The 15,582-nt window shown below is 66.2% G+C and carries 18 protein-coding genes and 1 tRNA gene; 12 read left to right on the top strand and 7 right to left on the bottom strand.

Translation table 11 applies throughout. The annotated features are described in order from the left end of the window. The first annotated feature begins 9 nt into the window (after positions 1-9). The 4 genes from AB4Y79_RS05000 to AB4Y79_RS04985 all read left to right on the top strand — a co-directional run bounded on the left by AB4Y79_RS05000 (position 10) and on the right by AB4Y79_RS04985 (position 4,663). A complete protein-coding gene (locus AB4Y79_RS05000; protein WP_441859307.1) occupies positions 10-1,110 on the top strand; it encodes an agmatine deiminase family protein in 1,101 nt (366 codons plus the stop codon). Between the two features lie 5 nt (positions 1,111-1,115). Then, entirely contained in the window at positions 1,116-2,879 is a 1,764-nt protein-coding gene (locus AB4Y79_RS04995) for an amidase (RefSeq protein WP_441859305.1), read from the top strand. A 185-nt stretch (positions 2,880-3,064) separates the two neighbouring features. Next, positions 3,065-4,315, top strand: a complete 1,251-nt coding sequence (locus tag AB4Y79_RS04990) for a D-arabinono-1,4-lactone oxidase (RefSeq protein ID WP_441859302.1) — start codon at positions 3,065-3,067, stop codon at positions 4,313-4,315. Positions 4,316-4,324: 9 nt separating this feature from the next. Further along, positions 4,325-4,663 carry a hypothetical protein gene (locus AB4Y79_RS04985; RefSeq protein WP_308929197.1) on the top strand — a complete coding sequence of 113 codons (339 nt, stop codon included), beginning with the start codon at positions 4,325-4,327 and terminating at the stop codon, positions 4,661-4,663. Positions 4,664-4,709: 46 nt separating this feature from the next. Here the strand turns inward: AB4Y79_RS04985 and AB4Y79_RS04980 are convergent, their stop codons facing one another. Together AB4Y79_RS04980 and AB4Y79_RS04975 are read right to left on the bottom strand one after the other, a co-directional pair. After that, positions 4,710-5,243: a MarR family winged helix-turn-helix transcriptional regulator gene (locus AB4Y79_RS04980; RefSeq protein ID WP_441859299.1), complete on the bottom strand. Its 534-nt coding sequence runs from the start codon at positions 5,241-5,243 to the stop codon at positions 4,710-4,712. A gap of 129 nt (positions 5,244-5,372) precedes the next feature. Next, positions 5,373-6,056: a LysR substrate-binding domain-containing protein gene (locus AB4Y79_RS04975; RefSeq protein WP_441859512.1), complete on the bottom strand. Its 684-nt coding sequence runs from the start codon at positions 6,054-6,056 to the stop codon at positions 5,373-5,375. A 100-nt stretch (positions 6,057-6,156) separates the two neighbouring features. On the opposite strand from AB4Y79_RS04975, the gene AB4Y79_RS04970 reads away from it, so the two are divergent. Beyond that, a complete protein-coding gene (locus tag AB4Y79_RS04970; RefSeq protein WP_441859297.1) occupies positions 6,157-6,561 on the top strand; it encodes a DUF5997 family protein in 405 nt (134 codons plus the stop codon). Between the two features lie 3 nt (positions 6,562-6,564). Here AB4Y79_RS04970 and AB4Y79_RS04965 read toward each other — a convergent pair whose 3' ends face one another. Both AB4Y79_RS04965 and AB4Y79_RS04960 read right to left on the bottom strand, forming a co-directional pair. Next, the gene (locus AB4Y79_RS04965; RefSeq protein WP_308929201.1) at positions 6,565-6,945 is read right to left on the bottom strand and encodes a VOC family protein; all 381 of its coding nucleotides are present in this window, start codon (positions 6,943-6,945) and stop codon (positions 6,565-6,567) included. A gap of 13 nt (positions 6,946-6,958) precedes the next feature. Beyond that, positions 6,959-7,516 carry an NADPH-dependent FMN reductase gene (locus AB4Y79_RS04960; RefSeq protein WP_441859294.1) on the bottom strand — a complete coding sequence of 186 codons (558 nt, stop codon included), beginning with the start codon at positions 7,514-7,516 and terminating at the stop codon, positions 6,959-6,961. 169 nt (positions 7,517-7,685) lie between these two features. Here AB4Y79_RS04960 and AB4Y79_RS04955 point away from each other — a divergent pair, with 169 nt between their 5' ends. Both AB4Y79_RS04955 and AB4Y79_RS04950 read left to right on the top strand, forming a co-directional pair. Then, positions 7,686-8,303 (top strand): hypothetical protein, encoded by a 618-nt coding sequence (locus AB4Y79_RS04955; protein ID WP_441859291.1) that lies wholly within the window; start codon positions 7,686-7,688, stop codon positions 8,301-8,303. 60 nt (positions 8,304-8,363) lie between these two features. Beyond that, positions 8,364-8,972 carry a DUF6919 domain-containing protein gene (locus AB4Y79_RS04950; protein ID WP_441859289.1) on the top strand — a complete coding sequence of 203 codons (609 nt, stop codon included), beginning with the start codon at positions 8,364-8,366 and terminating at the stop codon, positions 8,970-8,972. Between the two features lie 21 nt (positions 8,973-8,993). Here AB4Y79_RS04950 and AB4Y79_RS04945 read toward each other — a convergent pair whose 3' ends face one another. Next, entirely contained in the window at positions 8,994-9,476 is a 483-nt protein-coding gene (locus AB4Y79_RS04945; RefSeq protein ID WP_441859286.1) for a pyridoxamine 5'-phosphate oxidase family protein, read from the bottom strand. Between the two features lie 66 nt (positions 9,477-9,542). After that, positions 9,543-10,934, bottom strand: coding sequence for a flavin monoamine oxidase family protein (locus AB4Y79_RS04940; protein WP_441859284.1), 1,392 nt, complete (start codon positions 10,932-10,934; stop codon positions 9,543-9,545). Positions 10,935-11,072: 138 nt separating this feature from the next. Here AB4Y79_RS04940 and AB4Y79_RS04935 point away from each other — a divergent pair, with 138 nt between their 5' ends. The 3 genes from AB4Y79_RS04935 (at position 11,073) to AB4Y79_RS04925 (ending at position 13,741) form a co-directional block, all read left to right on the top strand. Then, positions 11,073-11,783, top strand: coding sequence for a TetR/AcrR family transcriptional regulator (locus AB4Y79_RS04935; RefSeq protein ID WP_441859281.1), 711 nt, complete (start codon positions 11,073-11,075; stop codon positions 11,781-11,783). A gap of 116 nt (positions 11,784-11,899) precedes the next feature. Further along, on the top strand, positions 11,900-13,027 hold the full coding sequence (locus tag AB4Y79_RS04930; RefSeq protein ID WP_441859278.1) for an L-talarate/galactarate dehydratase: 1,128 nt from the start codon (positions 11,900-11,902) through the stop codon (positions 13,025-13,027). Between the two features lie 9 nt (positions 13,028-13,036). Beyond that, positions 13,037-13,741: a FadR/GntR family transcriptional regulator gene (locus tag AB4Y79_RS04925; protein ID WP_441859275.1), complete on the top strand. Its 705-nt coding sequence runs from the start codon at positions 13,037-13,039 to the stop codon at positions 13,739-13,741. 134 nt (positions 13,742-13,875) lie between these two features. On the opposite strand, the gene AB4Y79_RS04920 is transcribed toward AB4Y79_RS04925, so the two are convergent. After that, positions 13,876-13,958, bottom strand: a tRNA-Leu gene (locus AB4Y79_RS04920). 395 nt (positions 13,959-14,353) lie between these two features. Here AB4Y79_RS04920 and AB4Y79_RS04915 point away from each other — a divergent pair. Further along, positions 14,354-15,103 carry an FhaA domain-containing protein gene (locus AB4Y79_RS04915; protein ID WP_441859272.1) on the top strand — a complete coding sequence of 250 codons (750 nt, stop codon included), beginning with the start codon at positions 14,354-14,356 and terminating at the stop codon, positions 15,101-15,103. Beyond that, positions 15,100-15,582 carry an FHA domain-containing protein FhaB/FipA gene (locus AB4Y79_RS04910; protein ID WP_285243413.1) on the top strand — a complete coding sequence of 161 codons (483 nt, stop codon included), beginning with the start codon at positions 15,100-15,102 and terminating at the stop codon, positions 15,580-15,582. The genes AB4Y79_RS04915 and AB4Y79_RS04910 overlap by 4 nt, the downstream gene beginning before the upstream one ends.

Here is a 15,582-nt window from a genome sequence, read left to right as displayed (position 1 = left end):
AATAAATGAATGTCATTCATTTATTCGACCGCCGTTGGGGCCACCGCCGCCCCCAACCCAGTTTCCCCCTCTGTCGCCACCGTAATGCCTGCCGAGTGGGAAGCCCACCAGCGCACCTGGATGGCCTTTCCGCCACCCAATGAAACCTTCGGCCCCGCAGGCAGCCCAACCCTGGACCGCGCCCGCGCCGCATGGACCAAGGTGGCCCAAACCATCGCCCGGTACGAGCCCGTAGCCGTCGTGGCCGACCCCCGCGACGCCACCGCCGCAAGGGAATGGCTCGGTGCGGGCATCGACGTCGTGGAGGTTCCGCTCGACGACGCCTGGCTCCGCGACAGCGGGCCCACTTTCGTGCACCAGCCGGACGGTTCGCTGGCCGCCGTGGATTGGATCTTCAACGGTTGGGGCGCCCAGGAATGGGCAGCCTGGGGCAAGGACGAAGCCGTGGCAGGCACCGTCGCCGCCACGGCCCGCGTGCCCGTCCGGCCAAGCTCGTTGGTGAACGAGGGCGGCGGGTTCCATGTGGACGGTGAAGGAACGGTACTGCTGACCGAGACCGTCCAACTCGATCCGGGCCGCAACCCCGGCGCCACCAAGGAATCGGTCGAGGCCCAGGTATCCGCGGCCCTCGGCACCAGCAAGACCATCTGGCTGCCGCGCGGACTCACACGCGACTACGACGAATTCGGTACCCGCGGCCACGTGGACATCGTCGCTGCGTTCGCCGGACCCGGAACCATCCTGCTGCACCGCCAGGACGATCCCGCCCACCCTGACCATGCCGTGTACTTGCAGCTCAAGACCGTCTTATCCGGCCAACTGGACGCGCAGGGCCGGCCTCTGCGCATCATCGACGTTCCCGCGCCCACAACACTCAAGGACGATGAAGGCTGGGTGGACTGGTCCTACATCAACCACTATGTGGCCAACAACGTGGTGGTGCTGTGCAGCTTCGACGACCCCAACGACGCCATCGCCGCCGGCATCCTGGAACGCGCCTACCCGGGCCGGACGGTGGAACTGGTGGACGCCCGCGACATCTTCGCCTTCGGCGGCGGCATCCACTGCATCACCCAGCAACAGCCCGCCGTGAGGGAGGGAATCGCGTGAAAGTCATGGCGGAACAGCAACCGGTGCCCGCGGCACTCGGCTTCAGCGTCGTGGAGGCCGGCATCAGCCGGCTCCGCGCCGCGCTCGAATCCGGCGAGGTCACCAGCGAGGAACTCGTGGGGCTGTATCTGGAGCGGATCAAGAAATATGACTCGTCAGGCATATGCCTGAATGCCCTGGTGGTCATGAATCCCGAGGCGGTGGCCGAGGCACAGGCGTCCGACCGGCGCCGGGCGGCCGGTTTCACCTTGGGCCCGCTGGACGGCATCCCGTACACGGCGAAGGACAGCTACCAGGTCCGGGGCCTCACCGTGGCCGCCGGCTCCCCGGCATTCACGGACCTGGTGGCGCAGCGGGATGCGTTCACCATTGAACGGCTCCGGGCCGGCGGGGCGGTCCTGATCGGCCTCACCAATATGCCTCCCATGGCAAATGGCGGGATGCAGCGCGGGGTTTACGGCCGGGCGGAGAGCCCGTACAGCGCGGACTACCTCACCGCAGCGTTCGCGTCCGGCTCATCCAACGGCTCCGGAACGGCCACTGCCGCCAGTTTCGCGGCCTTCGGCCTCGCCGAGGAAACCTGGTCCTCGGGGCGTGCCCCGGCCTCGAACAACGCCCTCTGCGCCTACACGCCCTCCCGCGGCGTGATCTCAGTCCGCGGCAACTGGCCGCTGGTACCCACCATGGACGTGGTGGTTCCGCACGCCCGGACCATGGCCGACCTTCTGGAGGTCCTTGACGTCGTGGTGGCGGATGACGCCGAGGCACGCGGGGATTTCTGGCGCGTCCAGCCCTGGGTTCAGGTACCCAGGGCATCAACCGTCCGGCCGGCGTCGTACGTTGACCTGTCCGTGCCGGACGCCGGTGCGGCCGCGGGCGTGCTCGCCGGCAAGCGCTTGGGCATCCCCCGGATGTACATCAACGCCGATCCCGAAGCCGGAACGGCGACCAAACCGGGCATCGGTGGTCCCACCGGGCAACGCATCGATACACGCTCATCGGTGCTGGACCTCTGGAACGCGGCCCGGCGCGACCTGGAAGCCGCAGGTGCCGAGGTCATCGAGGTGGACTTCCCCGTGGTGTCCAACTACGAAGGGGACAGGCCAGGGGCATCCACTATCGCCACGCGGGGACTGGTGTCCCCGGAGTATCTGAGGCGGGAGATCGTGGACCTCTCTGCCTGGGCATGGAATGACTTCCTGGATGCCAACGGCGATCCGCAGCTGAACCGCCTTGCCGACGTGGACGGCTCCGCCATCTTCCCCGCCCCCAAAGGTTCGCTGCCGGACCGCTACGACGGGTTCGATGACGACATCAGCGACTATCCCGCCTGGATCCGGGAGCACGGTGTTCCCGTCCTGGCCGACATTCCGCACCTGCCCGAAGGCCTGGCAGGGCTCGAGGAAACCCGTCACGTTGACCTGGAGGAATGGATGGACCGGCTGGGCCTGGATGCCGTGGTGTTCCCGGCAGCCGCCGACGTTGCACCGGCCGACGCCGACACCAATGAGGCTTCCGCAGACATCGCCTGGCGCAATGGCGTGTGGGTGGCCAACGGAAACCTGGTCCCCCGGCACCTGGGGATCCCCACGGTCACCGTCCCGATGGGAACCGCGGCGGACATTGCCATGCCCGTGGGCCTGACCATCGCCGGCAAGGCCTACAGCGACACGGACCTGCTCCGGTTGGCCGCGGCCTTCGAAGCCACGGGCAGCCGCCGCGTTCCGCCACCGCGCACCACACCGGCAGGAGAGCCAAAAGCCTCCTGACAAAAAACCGCCGCGGCAGTGGAGATGCCGGGCACCGCCCCTGGCTGTTTCGGCGCCAAGCCGTCAGCCAGGGGCTGGTCCGCGGGATCAGGCGCCCCCGCCGCCCATACAGCGGAAGTGCCTTGACAGCCCACTTTGTTAGCGCTGACAGTGGGATGAACCTGATACCAACCGAAAGCCACTCAATGAAGAACTGGGCAGGAAACCTTGAATACTCCTCCGCCGAAGTCCGGCGGCCGGAATCGGTCAGCGAACTGGCGGCCATCGTCGCCGGCTCGCCGCGGGTTAAGGCCCTGGGGTCCCGGCACTCGTTCAACCGCGTTGCCGACACGGACGGTGTACACGTCCTCCTCGACGCGCTCCCACAGCAGGTGGAGGTGGATCCGGACCGTGGAATGGTCCGCGTCAGCGGCGGGGTGAGCTACGGGGCACTGTGCCGGACACTGGAAGAGGCCGGCGTTGCCATCCATAACATGGCGTCTCTGCCGCACATTTCGGTGGCCGGCGCGGTGCAGACCGGCACGCACGGTTCGGGCGTCAACAACCCCGCGTTGGCCGGCGCCGTGGAGTCCATTGACCTGGTACGGGCCTCGGGCGAGCAGGTCACGCTGTCCCGGAAGGACGGGGACGATTTCCTTGCCAGCGTGGTGGGCATCGGCGCCCTCGGCATCGTCACCGGGCTGGAACTGGCGGTGCGGCCAAGCTTCAGCATGCGCCAGCGCGTCCTGGAAGACCTTCCGTGGGACGCTGCGCTGGAGGATTTCACTACCATCGTGTCGAGCGCCTACAGCGTCAGCCTTTTTACGGACTACGCAGGTGACACCGTCAACCAGGTCTGGCTCAAGGCCCTCGCCGGGGAAGAGCCACTGGCCAACCTGCACGGGGCCAGCGCGGCCCTCCGTCCACGCCACCCGCTGCCGGACATGTCTGCCGAGAACTGCACCATCCAGATGGACCAGCCCGGGCCGTGGCTGGACCGGCTGCCGCATTTCCGCCATGAATTCACACCGAGCAACGGCGATGAACTGCAAAGCGAGTTCATCCTTCCCATCGGGCACGCCCCCGCGGCCCTCCAGGCGGTCCGGGCCCTGGCGGACCAGCTCGCACCCCTGCTCTTCGTCTCGGAGATCCGCACCGGCGCCGCCGATGAGTTTTGGCTCAGCCCGTTCTTCCGGCAGCAGAGTGTGGCCCTGCACTTCACGTGGAAGCCGCTGCAACCCGAGGTGGAGGCATTCCTGCCGGTCCTCGAGGAAGCATTGCGGCCCTTCGGGGCGAGGCCGCACTGGGGGAAGCTGTTCACCCCGGACGGTTACGACTGGGAGAAGCTGTATCCGCGCTTCGCAGACTTCCGCGCCTACGCCTCTGGGCACGATCCCGAGGGCAAATTCCGGAACGGGCTGCTGGACAGCATCCTGGGGGTTCCCGCGCGCCGGTAGGCTGGAACCATGATCCGCCGCCACACAGTCCTTGCCGCCGCATTGTCCACAGCCGTGTTGTTGACCGGGTGCGGTGCGGCAGGGGACGCGGCCGGCAACGCGGCCAGCGCTGCCGCTTCCCAGGCGGCCTCCGCCGTTGCTCAGGAGGTCACCAAGCAGATCTGCGCCAGGGTCCAGGACGGGCTTGTCAGTGTGGAGGACAAGAAGGCGCTGGCCGGGCTGGTATCCGCGGCCCGGGAGGCCGGGGTCCCCGCGGAAATTACGACGCCGCTGGGCGACGTGGCCGCCTCCGGAGACCAGGTGCCCGCGGACTCGGTCAAGGCCCTCAAGGACGCCTGCCGCGCCTGACCCGCAAGGGGGTCGGAAGGCCCCTTTCAGCAGGATTTCTGCGTACTCAATTCTGGCGGGGTTGGTCCCACGCCCGCATTCCGCCTGCCCGGCTGGACTGCGCCCGGTGCCCGGTACGGTGTTCGGGCGGGGCAAACGGGACCACACCTGTTTCCCTGCCGGGCGGCACGGCGTGGACAAACTTGGTGAGCTCCTCCCGGAGGGCCTTCCAGGAGATGTCGGAGTCATGTGGATAGGCGTTGACCTCCGCCTGCCGTGCGGCTTCGACGGCAGCGGTGCCGGAATTGGTTAACTCCACTTTCAACTGCCGGCGGTCCGAGGCCTGCCGGGTCCGGGTAATCAGTCCGGCGGCTTCCAGGCGCGTGAGGACCCGGCCCAGCGTCTGGCTCTGGACCCTGATCTCCTCGGCGAGCTGTTCCTGGTTAAGCGGGCCGCCGGTGAGCCCTTCCAAGGCGATAACGGCTGCACGGGTCAGGCCAAGGTGGGCCAGGGCATCGTCCTGGCGCCGTTGGATCATACGCGCCGCCAGCGAGATCAGGCGGTAACTGCTCCGGGCATCGGGATCGAGGTTGCTGGTCATCGGGCCGCGGCCTTCCTGCAGGTGGCAAGGTGCTGGTCACCCCGCGTCGCTACCCTCCTACAATAAGCATGCTTAGCAACATATTCGCAAGTAGACTTATCATTCGACTGCCGGCGAACCCGGAATTGGTTATCTTTTACCCTTTTTTCGCGAGCCCCGGCCCCGGCCCTTGTCCGGGTTTGGGGCGTAGCGCTGGGCCACTTTGGGCGCCTTTTTGGTACCGGTTCCCCGCCGGTCAGGTTTGGCTTCCTTCTTTTCCTTGACCGGCTGGGCCGACGGCTGCCGCGAACTTTGGGCGGTGCGCCCGCGCACGATGCCAATGAATTCCTCGAGGACCTCGTCCGTGGCTTCGGCGGGCCAGGCCAACGCGATTTCCGTTCCGTCCGTCCCGGTCAGCCGCCGCGCCACCGTGTCTTTGACGTTGAAGTGGCGCGCCACCGGCATGGGCAGGATCACCAGCCCGGCACCGGCGGCAACCACCTGGAGCGCCGCCTCCGGTCCGCCCAATGCAGCAACGTCGAGGAACGATTCCTGTGCGAGGTCCGCAAGCGCCACTTCCTCGAACACCGAAATCTCGTGGCCTTTGGGAGCCACCACCACGGGCTGCTCCTCATACAGCGGGATAACACTGAGGCCTTCCCGGTCCACCGGAAGGCGGACGAACGCCATGTCCGCCGCACTGTCACGCAGCACCTGAAGCTGGTCAGCGTCGTCGACCATGAATGCCCGCAGCGGAATATCCTGCATCCGCTCCTCCCACCGGCGGATCCACTTGCCCGGCGTCACTCCTGCCACGTAGGAGATGCGCAGCATCCGCGGCTCGGCCCCGGCAATGGCATCGGGGGCGTCAGGGGCAGGGGTATTGTCGGCGGGCACGTCTTCACAGTACCCGCCGCCCGGATACCCTTGAAGCATGACCTCTGCAAACTCCCAGTCCATGAAGCCGGCAACTGTTGCCAAGAAACTTGGCATCTACCTGCCTGCTGCGCCGCAGGAGTTCCAGGATTCAACCATCACCCGCGAGGAATTCGCCGAGCTTCAGGCCAACCCGCCGGAGTGGCTCGCCGAACTTCGCCGCAACGGTCCGCACCCCCGGCCGGTGGTCGCCCAGAAGCTCAACGTCTCCATCAGCGGCCTGGCCCGCGGCGGAGTGGAGGAAGCGCTCACGACGGCGGAAATCACCGCCCTGCTGCAGGCACCGCCGCAGTGGCTGGTCACCGAACGCTCCACGCACGCGGCCGTCCGCGCCGAGGCCCAGCGGGTCAAGGATGAGGCCGTGAAGAAGCAGTCCAAGAAGGACCGCGAACAGGCGAAGTAGCCCTCAGTCCTGGTGGATCTGGATGTAGTTGCCGCAGCCGTCGTCGAACACGGCGCTGGTGCCGAACGGATCCGTGGTGGGCGGGGTCTTGAAGCTGACACCGGCGGCCGTCAGCCGTTCGTACTCGGCCTGGACGTCCGGGACGCCGAAGACGATGGCGGGCAGGCCTGCCTCACGGACGGCGTTCATGTAGTCCGCGCCGATCGGGTTGTCGCTGGGTTCCAGGAGCAGCCCGGTGGAACTGTCATCCGCGCCAGGGTCCTTGATGATGTAGAGGTTGTACTCAGGCATGGCCATGAGCGTGTCGAAGCCCAGGGTCCCTGTATAGAACGCATGGGCGGTGGCGGGATCCTGGACGTGGATGCTGCACATTTTGATACGCATGGGTCCACGGTACTCATGCCCTGAGCGTTTGCAGTGCGGTCGACCAGGAAATGATCTGGCCAAAGAGCCGCTGGAGTGCCTGTTCGGCGCCGTCGGAGGGTGTGAAGCTGGTGTACTCCCGGAAGTCGGTGGCAAACGTGAGCGCAACCTGGGCCCGCACGTCGGCCATCTGGAGCTCGCCGGCGATCAGCCGCAGGTTCTCCACCGCCCGGACACCACCGGCGCTCCCGTAGCTGACGAATGCGGCTGCCTTGTTGTTCCATTCGGCGTAGAGGTAGTCCAAAGCATTCTTCAGGGCCGCGGGAACTGAATGGTTGTATTCGGCGGTGACAAAGATGTACCCGTCGAATTCCCTGACCGCCGCGGCCCACCGCTTCGTATGGTCGTGCTGGTATTTGCCCCGTGAAGGCGGCACCGGCTCGTCCAGGAGCGGAAGATCGAAGTCTGCCACGTCCAGCATCCCGAATTCGGCCCCGCCGTGCTCCCCCGCGCGCCTGAGCACCCAGTCGGCCACGTCACGGCCGCGTCGTCCCGGCCGCGTACTGCCCGCCACCACTGCGATCCTGACCATCGTCCGTCTCCTTGCCTGCACGGCGCCTCTAGTCGGGACAACAGCGCTGTTCGGCGTTTATTCCGGGGCCTAACGCCATTGACGCTGTGCCCGGAAGACGATGCAATGGAATGACCAGCCCGGGCGTTCCGGCCGGGCCTGCGGGCGCTGGAGGTGCAAAATGTCAGCCATGGCCGAATTCCTGTTCCAGGGACTGCATCAGGGTGCATGGGCGGTCCTGTTATGCGGTCCGGTACTGGTTGCCAGCGTGGCCGCCACTGTTTTTTCCGTACGACGGCGGGCCGCGGGCCGGGCGGGCCGCGCGGGGGAGGTGCCGGACCAGCTTTTTTGGGACGTCTTCCTGGGCTCGTGCGTAGCACTTCCTGCGTTGATCATTCCTGCCATGGTGTCCCCCTGGGCCGGGCTTGTCATGGCGGGAGCCGCTGTGGCCGCGGGAATTGGCGCCCACCACGGCACTCCCCGGTACCTGGCTTGGCATGCGGCGCGCCGTGAGCACCGGCAGCAGCTCTCCGCCCATCAGGCCGCCACAGCACGCCATGACGAGCTTCTGGTCCGCTGGCGCCGCTATGAGCTCGATCCGGCCAGCAGTATCGACTACCCCGCGCTGGCCGATGTGCGGCTGCCGGAGACCTCGGCCCTGATCAAGGCAATGCGGAGGGCGGACCAGCTGCGCACTGCCGCGCACACCACCTACCCGGACGCCGTTGGAAGCCTCGCGGCAACCCTGGCGGCGGCCGAGCGGGCGGCGGGAATTCCGTCCCGCCTGCCAGCCGACCAAGCCGGCTGACGTTAAGTGCTGTGTCGGGAGCGGTGGATCGGGCAGCAGCACCGGCGCTAGCCTCAGAAGATGAAGCCTGAGGATATGCCGGTCCATGACAAGTTCGGAAGGCTGCTGGAGGACCGTGGGGTCTGGCGCCAAGCCACCACCCTCGAGGCCGCCGGGGAATTGACCGCCCGGTGGCTGGAGGGCGGGAGTTCATACCAGCCCGGACATTTTGCTCCGGGCTCCGACAACGAGACCAAGCCCATCGCCAAAGCCCTGGCCGAGCTGAACCGGCATGGGCTGTTCACCAAGGAATCACAGCCCGGCATCCGTGAGGGCGCCGCGGCGCAACGGGAGTATGTCACGGGATTCTGCAGCGCCGCCACCGCCGGCGAACTGCTGGCGTTATCCACCCGCACCGAGTTGGTGACCGTGGCGCACGCACCTGGTGAGGCAAGCAGCGCAGCCATCCCAGTGACGCTGGCCGGATCGGAAGTCACAACGGTGCTCGGCTCCAGCGAGAACCCGGTGGAGGAGGAACAGATCCGGGACTGGGCAGTGGAAACCAACGATGCCCTGGCCCTGCTCCTCGCGGACTCCTGGTACGTGGAAATCCTGGATCCGCTGTGGGGCCGGAATGACGTGCTGCTGCCGGCCGTCCTCCAGGCACTGAAAAGGGCGGAGCAGCCGTAGCCGCCCCGCCCCTGGTACTGCTTAGAGCTCCACGGTTCCGCTCTCGCCAACGCTCATCCGGCTGTTGGTGACCTTCGACTTCACCCACTGCAGCACGGTTGCCGCCGTGCCCCCCGGGCTGGTCCAATACTCCGCGGATTCGGATTCGACCCGGAGCAGGCACACCTCCGGGGTGTCCGGACCGTCCGGGAACCAGGCTTCAACCACCTGGTTCCACATTTTGTGGATCTTGGCCCGGTCCGTGACCACCTCGGCGGTTCCGGCCACGGAAACCCATTCGGTGTTCTTGCCGAAGGCGACGTTGACGCGCGGATCAGCCCGGACGTGCGCAACCTGCGAGGTACCAAGGCCGGTGAAGAACCACATGTCGCCGTCGTCCATGACTTCCTGGACTGCCAGCGGGCGGCTGACGAGGGCGCCTTCTTCGTTGATGGTGGTGACCATCCCGATCTTGGCATCGTTGATGATCTCAGTAACCTTGCTGATGCTCTGGGCGTCAGTCATGCCTCACCTCGTTCGTCTGGAGTCGGGGACGCTCCCCGCCGACAGCCTATTAGTAAGCATGCTTATTTACCAGCCGGCGGCGACCGGAACCTTTGCCACCTCGGCGATGCGCGCGGCAGTCAGGCGTCCCATGCGGACAGCCCCGTCGACGTGCTGGTAGCCTTCAGCAGCAAGATCGGAGGAGGACCAGTAAATCGGGCCAACGGGAGCCAGCTGGTCCTTTCCATAGCGGTGCAGGCCGCCCAGGTCGTAGCTGGCAGCGTAGGCGCCGCGGGTCCACTCCTCCGAGCCCCAGTCGGACTCGTAGTAGACCTCCGGAGCCAGCGCCTCCTCGCCAAGGAAGCCGGCGATGGACTCCAGGATGGCGCGCTTGCGGTCCTCGGCACTGAGTTCGAAGACGGCGTCGGCCTTTTCATCGGAAATAAAGCCCACCAGGGTGCCGCGGGAGTCTCCGTGGTTGGTGTTGTCGTACACCTCCTGGACCAGGGCATCAGCACCGAAGCCGGTGCCCGAGAGCCCCTTGTCCCGCCAGAAAGGCGTTGCGTAGACGGCATGGACCTTGATGACGAGGCCTAGGGACTGGTGCTGGTGCATCTGGTGCTGGCGGCGCGGCAGCGGCGGGTTGAAGGAGACGCGGGAGTAGAGGTTCGGCGGCACGGCCATGATCACAAACCGGGCGTTGACCGTGGCGCGGTCCGACTCGACGCTCACGCGGTGCCCACCGTCGGCATCCGGCTCCCAGTTGATGGTGCGCACCGGGGAATCCAGGACGACGTCGTCGCCCAGCTCCTGCGCCTGCAGCAGCGAAACCTGCTGCATCCCGCCCACCACGCGGCGGTCCAGGATGAAGTCCTCGTCGGTTAGGTGGGTGAACGAGCCGGCGGAGGCAGCCATCAGGACCGCCTGCAGGGCGGAGAAGGCGTGGGCCGGCTTGGTGAGCATGCCGCCTGCAATGAAGAGACCGATATTCTTGCAGGCTTCCTCGTTGGCCGAGTTTTGCCGCAGCCAGTGATGGAAGGAGATGGTGTCCAGTTCGCGGGCCTTCGGGTGGGCCCACGGCTCCGTGGCACCGATTTCGGCGGCCAGGCCGTCCAGGAGGGCCACCAGGCGGTCCATTTCGACGGCTGTGTCCGCGTCCACAGGGAAGGTGTCGCCGGAGTAGCGCACGGGCTTGCCGTCCGCACCGATGTAGATGGATTCGCCGTCGCGGTAACGCGGGTAGGTGTCCAGGCTCAGTTCCTGGAGCAGTTCCAGGAGGGCGGTCTGGTCCGGGGAGACCCACTGGCCGCCAATCTCGAGCATCGCGCCGTCCACGGTGTCAGTCCAGGTGCGGCCGCCCACGCGGTCGCGGGCCTCGAGCACGGCAACGGTGAGGCCGGCTTTCTTCAGTTCACGGGCGGCGGTGAGTCCGGACGGCCCGGCTCCAACGACCACGACGTCGCGGTTCAGGTTCAGCATGATGTCCTCTCTTTGGCTTCCCTGGTGACGGAAACCACTAAATGAATGTCATTCATTTATCAGAACTATAGCCGGTGGTCGCCGGGAGTGGAAGTACCGGATGGAATAATGCTGGAGACCATCAACGAAAGGGCAGCAATGCCGGCAGTATCAGCCGCACACGGACGCACCGCCACCAGCGGGGGCGCGCAGAGGAGGCGGGCGGGCAGGCCGTCGGCGGCGGTGCTGGACAAGGCAGGGATTACGTCTGCCGCACTGAATCTGGTCAGCCGCAAGGGCTATGACGGACTGACCATGGCAGCCCTCGCCAAGGTGCTCGACGTGGCACCGTCCGCACTCTATAACCACGTGGCATCCAAGCAGGACGTCCTGCTCCTGGTGGAGGACCACCTGATGTCCCTGGTGGATGTCTCCGGATTTGGCGCCGGCGGCTGGGAAGACGCCGTCCGGACCTGGGCCTGGAGCTACCGGGACGTCTTTGCCGAACACACCCCGCTGATTCCCGTCATCGCCGTCCTGCCGGTTACGGACGCCCCGCAGACCCTCGCCATGTACGAAACCGTCAGCAAGGGATTTTTCGACGCCGGATTCCCCCAGGACCACATCGTGCCGTCCATCGTGGCACTGGAGTCCTTCATCTTTGGTTCCGCTTACGATGTCACGGCACCGGAGGACATCTTCGAATCAGGATCCATGGCCGAATCCACCCCATACTTCACGGCTGCCGTGCGAAGTTCGGCGTCGGGACAGGACGCGCCGGCCGGGCAGGAGCGGGGTCGCCCGGCGGACACCGCCTTCCACCTTGGCCTCGAGGCCCTGATTGCAGGTTTCGGGGCAATCAGGAAGTAGCGGCCGATCGGCGGGCGTGGTTCTTTTCCGAAGGCGTCAACACTTGTAATACAAGTTTGCAACTTATATCCTAAGGTTGTGGGCGATGGAGCCCCGCCACGCCTTTAGGAGAATCCATGAGCACCGTCGATCTGATCCGGCACGTCAAGCTGTCCACCGCGCGCCTGCCACTCACCGTTCCCATCAGCGACGCCAAAGTCTTCACCGGCCGGCAGAAGCCCATGACCGAGGTGGTCTTCCTGTTCGCCGAGATCGCCACCGAACTCGGGCATTCCGGCATCGGCTTCAGCTACTCCAAGCGCGCCGGCGGGCCGGCCCAGTACGCCCACGCAAAAGAGGTCGCCGAAGGCCTGATAGGCGAGGACCCCAATGACATCGCCAGGATCTACACCAAACTCTCGTGGGCCGGCGCCTCCGTAGGCCGCTCCGGCGTCGCCACCCAGGCCCTCGCCGCCGTCGACATCGCGTTGTACGACCTGAAGGCAAAACGCGCAGGACTGCCGCTGGCGAAGCTCCTGGGCTCATACCGCGACTCGGTGCGGACCTACAACACCTCCGGCGGCTTCCTCAACGCCACCCTCGATGAAGTGAAGGAACGAGCCACACGGTCCATCGAGGAAGGCATCGGCGGCATCAAGATCAAGGTGGGCCTGCCGGACAGCAAGGAGGACCTCCGCCGGGTCGCAGGCATCCGGGAGCATATCGGGCCGGACGTTCCGCTGATGGTCGACGCCAACCAGCAATGGGACCGCGTCACCGCCCTGCGCATGGGGCGCCGCCTTGAGGACTTCGACCTGGTCTGGATCGAAGAGCCACTGGACGCCTACGACTTCGAAGGCCACGCCCACCTGGCGCAGGTCCTGGACACCCCGATCGCCACCGGTGAAATGCTCGCCTCCGTCGCCGAGCACAAGGGCCTCATCGCCGCAAACGGCTGCGACATCATCCAGCCCGACGCCCCGCGCGTGGGCGGCATCACGCAGTTCCTCCGCCTCGCCGCCCTCGCCGACGAACGCGGCCTGGGTCTTGCCCCGCACTTCGCCATGGAAATCCACCTCCACCTCGCCGCGGCCTACCCCCGCGAGCCTTGGGTGGAGCACTTCGACTGGCTGGATCCGCTGTTTAACGAGCGCCTGGAAACCAAGGACGGCCGGATGATCGTTCCGGACCGGCCCGGCCTCGGCGTCACCCTCAGCGACCAGGCGCGCGCCTGGACCACGGAGAGCGTGGAATTCGGCGCGTAACCTTGACCCATGAGCCGGAACCTCACCGCGGATCTCGCCGCTGACCTTCGCAACCGCATCGTCGACGGCGTCATCCAGCCGGGTGAGAAGCTGCCCAGCGAAAACACGCTCATCAGCGACTTCGGCGTCAGCCGCACGGTGGTCCGCGCAGCCCTGACCCGGCTGCAGGCCGAGGGACTCGTTGAAACCGAACGCGGGCGCGGCAGTTTCGCCCTCACTCCACCCACTGACGCGCCTTCGGCCAAGCCGGGCGGCCGCCCCGTGGCCACTACCGAAGACAGGCTTCAGCTGCTGGAATTCCGCCTGGGGGTGGAGACGGAGGCCGCGGCACTGGCCGCCCGCAACCGTACGGACAGGCAGTTGCGGGCCGTCGGCACCGCACTGGAGGCCTTTACCGAAAGCTCGGGCCACCCTGCCCACGCCATGAAGTCGGACTTCGAATTCCACCGCGCCGTGGCAGCGGCCTCCGGCAATCCCTACTACTCCGACTGCCTGGCAGCCCTGGGGCAGACCATGATCGCGATGCCCCGCACCCGCCTGATGACCGGCGTCGAACATTATGCGCGGGACCATTTCGACCAGGTGGTACTGGAACACCGCTCCATCCTGGAAGCCATCGCGGATGGCGACGAGGCTGCCGCGGCGGCCGCCATGCGGAGCCACCTGGCCAATTCGCGACGCCGGTTCAAGGCTTCCGCGCGCCCGCCCGGCTAACTTTCCCCCTCGCACGGACTATTCCCCTCGGCGTTCCAGGGGGACTTGACCATATGCCGGGGAGAAGTGGCATACGGGCGGGACGGGAACGCAAAAGAGCCCCGGTCCAAGACCGGGGCTCTCTAGTAATTGCGTGCGCGAGGGGGGATTTGAACCCCCACGCCCTTTCGGACACTGGCACCTGAAGCCAGCGCGTCTGCCGTTCCGCCACTCGCGCGCAACTTCTTCTACTCAGCCGGCCCGGTTTCCCGTACCTGCACCTCGTAAAAGCAGCGAGATCAAGCATAACGGACACATGCGTCAAATTACCAATTGGCCGCCCGGCAGCCGCCATCCCCATGCCGGGACCCCTCAGGCCAACGCCCAAACCGTATCGAAAACCGGCCGGTAAAGCCGCCCAAAGCCGGGGCGGTTTCGGGGCCGCCCGGTTGTGAGTACGAACTTTTGCAGGCGCCCGGCCGTTGTGGATTAAGGTCATTCACAGGGCTGGCCAGTAGTATCGGATACAGGAGTGACTGCCTTCGGCGGGCACGCCGCAATGCGGTGCACTGCGCTGCAGGTGCTGGTCAGGAACAACGACTGCCCCGGAACCGGGGGGAAAGGAGAAGAACCATGGGTCTGCTGGACAAGGTCGAACGCGGCATTGAAAAGGCCGTCCGCGGCGTCTTCTCCACCGGTTCCAAAGCCCAAGTTGAGCCCGTGGAGATTGCCAGCAGGCTGCGCCGCGAAGTGGACCACAAGGCCCTTACCGTGGCCGCCGGCCGCACACTGGCGCCCAACGTCTTTGACGTCCAGCTCAGTGATGACGATTTCCGGCGCGCGCAGGACTGGGGCACTCCCCTCGCCGAAGAACTCTGCGACGTTGTCATCAACCATGTCCGCAGCCAGGACTACATCCTCCAGGGGCCGGTCCGGATTTCCTTTCGACGGGACGCCGGGCTTCGCGCCGGTGACTTCGAGATCGCCTCCTCAACCGAAAAATCACAGGGCTCCGCGGGTTCACCGCCAGCCCAGGCGCGGCCCAATGTTCCGGCAGCACCGAGCCGGCAGCCGTCCAGGCTCCAGCCTGTGCTCGATATCGACGGCCAGCGTTATTCGCTGAATGCACCGTCCATCATCCTGGGCCGGTCCTCCGAGGCAGACATCCATATCGAGGACACCGGGGTCTCGCGCCGCCACCTCGAAATCCGCACGGCCAACGGCGTAACGAATGCGGTGGACCTTGGATCCACCAACGGCAGCTACGTCAACGGGCAGAGGGTCTCCGGAAGCACCGAACTCACGGACGGCTCCACCATCACGATGGGACGGACAAAGATCATCTTCCGCCTGCTTCCTGCCAACCCGGGTGGCCGCGCATGAGCGACCTCACCATCACCGCGCTGCGGTTCGGCTTCCTGCTGCTCCTCTGGGTGCTCATCTTCAGCATCGTCTCGGCCATGCGCCGCGACCTCATGGTGGGCCGCAAAGCTGCGGCCGGGGCACCCACCGCACGCCAGGTGCGCCGGAACCCGGAACTGGCCGAGCCGCCGCAGCAGCCCGTGAAGCAGCAGGCAAGGCAACTGGTGGTGGTGGAAGGCCCCCTCAAGGGCAAGACGCTTCCCCTGGCTGCCAGCCCTATCCTGCTTGGACGTGCCCAGGAAGCCACCCTGGTCCTGGAGGATGATTATGCCTCCGGCCGCCATGCAAGGCTCTTCCCGCAGGGCAGCCGGTGGTTCATCGAGGATCTTGGATCCACCAACGGAACTTACCTGGGAGACCAACAACTTACCCGTGCGTTGCCGGTTGAGCCAGGGGTACCCGTGAGAATCGGCAAGACGGTCATTGAATTGAGGCCGTAA

Source organism: Pseudarthrobacter sp. YAF2 (genome assembly GCF_052113345.1).
Classification (GTDB): domain Bacteria; phylum Actinomycetota; class Actinomycetes; order Actinomycetales; family Micrococcaceae; genus Arthrobacter.
This window is presented reverse-complemented; position numbering and strand designations above follow the sequence as displayed.

Bases quoted from the DNA above. Each gene is read 5' to 3' on its own strand.
- AB4Y79_RS05000 (WP_441859307.1), top strand. From the start codon at position 10: ATGTCATTCATTTATTCGACCGCCGTTGGGGCCACCGCCGCCCCCAAC.
- AB4Y79_RS04995 (WP_441859305.1), top strand. From the start codon at position 1,116: ATGGCGGAACAGCAACCGGTGCCCGCGGCACTCGGCTTCAGCGTCGTG.
- AB4Y79_RS04990 (WP_441859302.1), top strand. From the start codon at position 3,065: ATGAAGAACTGGGCAGGAAACCTTGAATACTCCTCCGCCGAAGTCCGG.
- AB4Y79_RS04985 (WP_308929197.1), top strand. From the start codon at position 4,325: ATGATCCGCCGCCACACAGTCCTTGCCGCCGCATTGTCCACAGCCGTG.
- AB4Y79_RS04980 (WP_441859299.1), bottom strand. From the start codon at position 5,243: ATGACCAGCAACCTCGATCCCGATGCCCGGAGCAGTTACCGCCTGATC.
- AB4Y79_RS04975 (WP_441859512.1), bottom strand. From the start codon at position 6,056: ATGCTGCGCATCTCCTACGTGGCAGGAGTGACGCCGGGCAAGTGGATC.
- AB4Y79_RS04970 (WP_441859297.1), top strand. From the start codon at position 6,157: ATGACCTCTGCAAACTCCCAGTCCATGAAGCCGGCAACTGTTGCCAAG.
- AB4Y79_RS04965 (WP_308929201.1), bottom strand. From the start codon at position 6,945: ATGCGTATCAAAATGTGCAGCATCCACGTCCAGGATCCCGCCACCGCC.
- AB4Y79_RS04960 (WP_441859294.1), bottom strand. From the start codon at position 7,516: ATGGTCAGGATCGCAGTGGTGGCGGGCAGTACGCGGCCGGGACGACGC.
- AB4Y79_RS04955 (WP_441859291.1), top strand. From the start codon at position 7,686: ATGGCCGAATTCCTGTTCCAGGGACTGCATCAGGGTGCATGGGCGGTC.
- AB4Y79_RS04950 (WP_441859289.1), top strand. From the start codon at position 8,364: ATGAAGCCTGAGGATATGCCGGTCCATGACAAGTTCGGAAGGCTGCTG.
- AB4Y79_RS04945 (WP_441859286.1), bottom strand. From the start codon at position 9,476: ATGACTGACGCCCAGAGCATCAGCAAGGTTACTGAGATCATCAACGAT.
- AB4Y79_RS04940 (WP_441859284.1), bottom strand. From the start codon at position 10,934: ATGCTGAACCTGAACCGCGACGTCGTGGTCGTTGGAGCCGGGCCGTCC.
- AB4Y79_RS04935 (WP_441859281.1), top strand. From the start codon at position 11,073: ATGCCGGCAGTATCAGCCGCACACGGACGCACCGCCACCAGCGGGGGC.
- AB4Y79_RS04930 (WP_441859278.1), top strand. From the start codon at position 11,900: ATGAGCACCGTCGATCTGATCCGGCACGTCAAGCTGTCCACCGCGCGC.
- AB4Y79_RS04925 (WP_441859275.1), top strand. From the start codon at position 13,037: ATGAGCCGGAACCTCACCGCGGATCTCGCCGCTGACCTTCGCAACCGC.
- AB4Y79_RS04915 (WP_441859272.1), top strand. From the start codon at position 14,354: ATGGGTCTGCTGGACAAGGTCGAACGCGGCATTGAAAAGGCCGTCCGC.
- AB4Y79_RS04910 (WP_285243413.1), top strand. From the start codon at position 15,100: ATGAGCGACCTCACCATCACCGCGCTGCGGTTCGGCTTCCTGCTGCTC.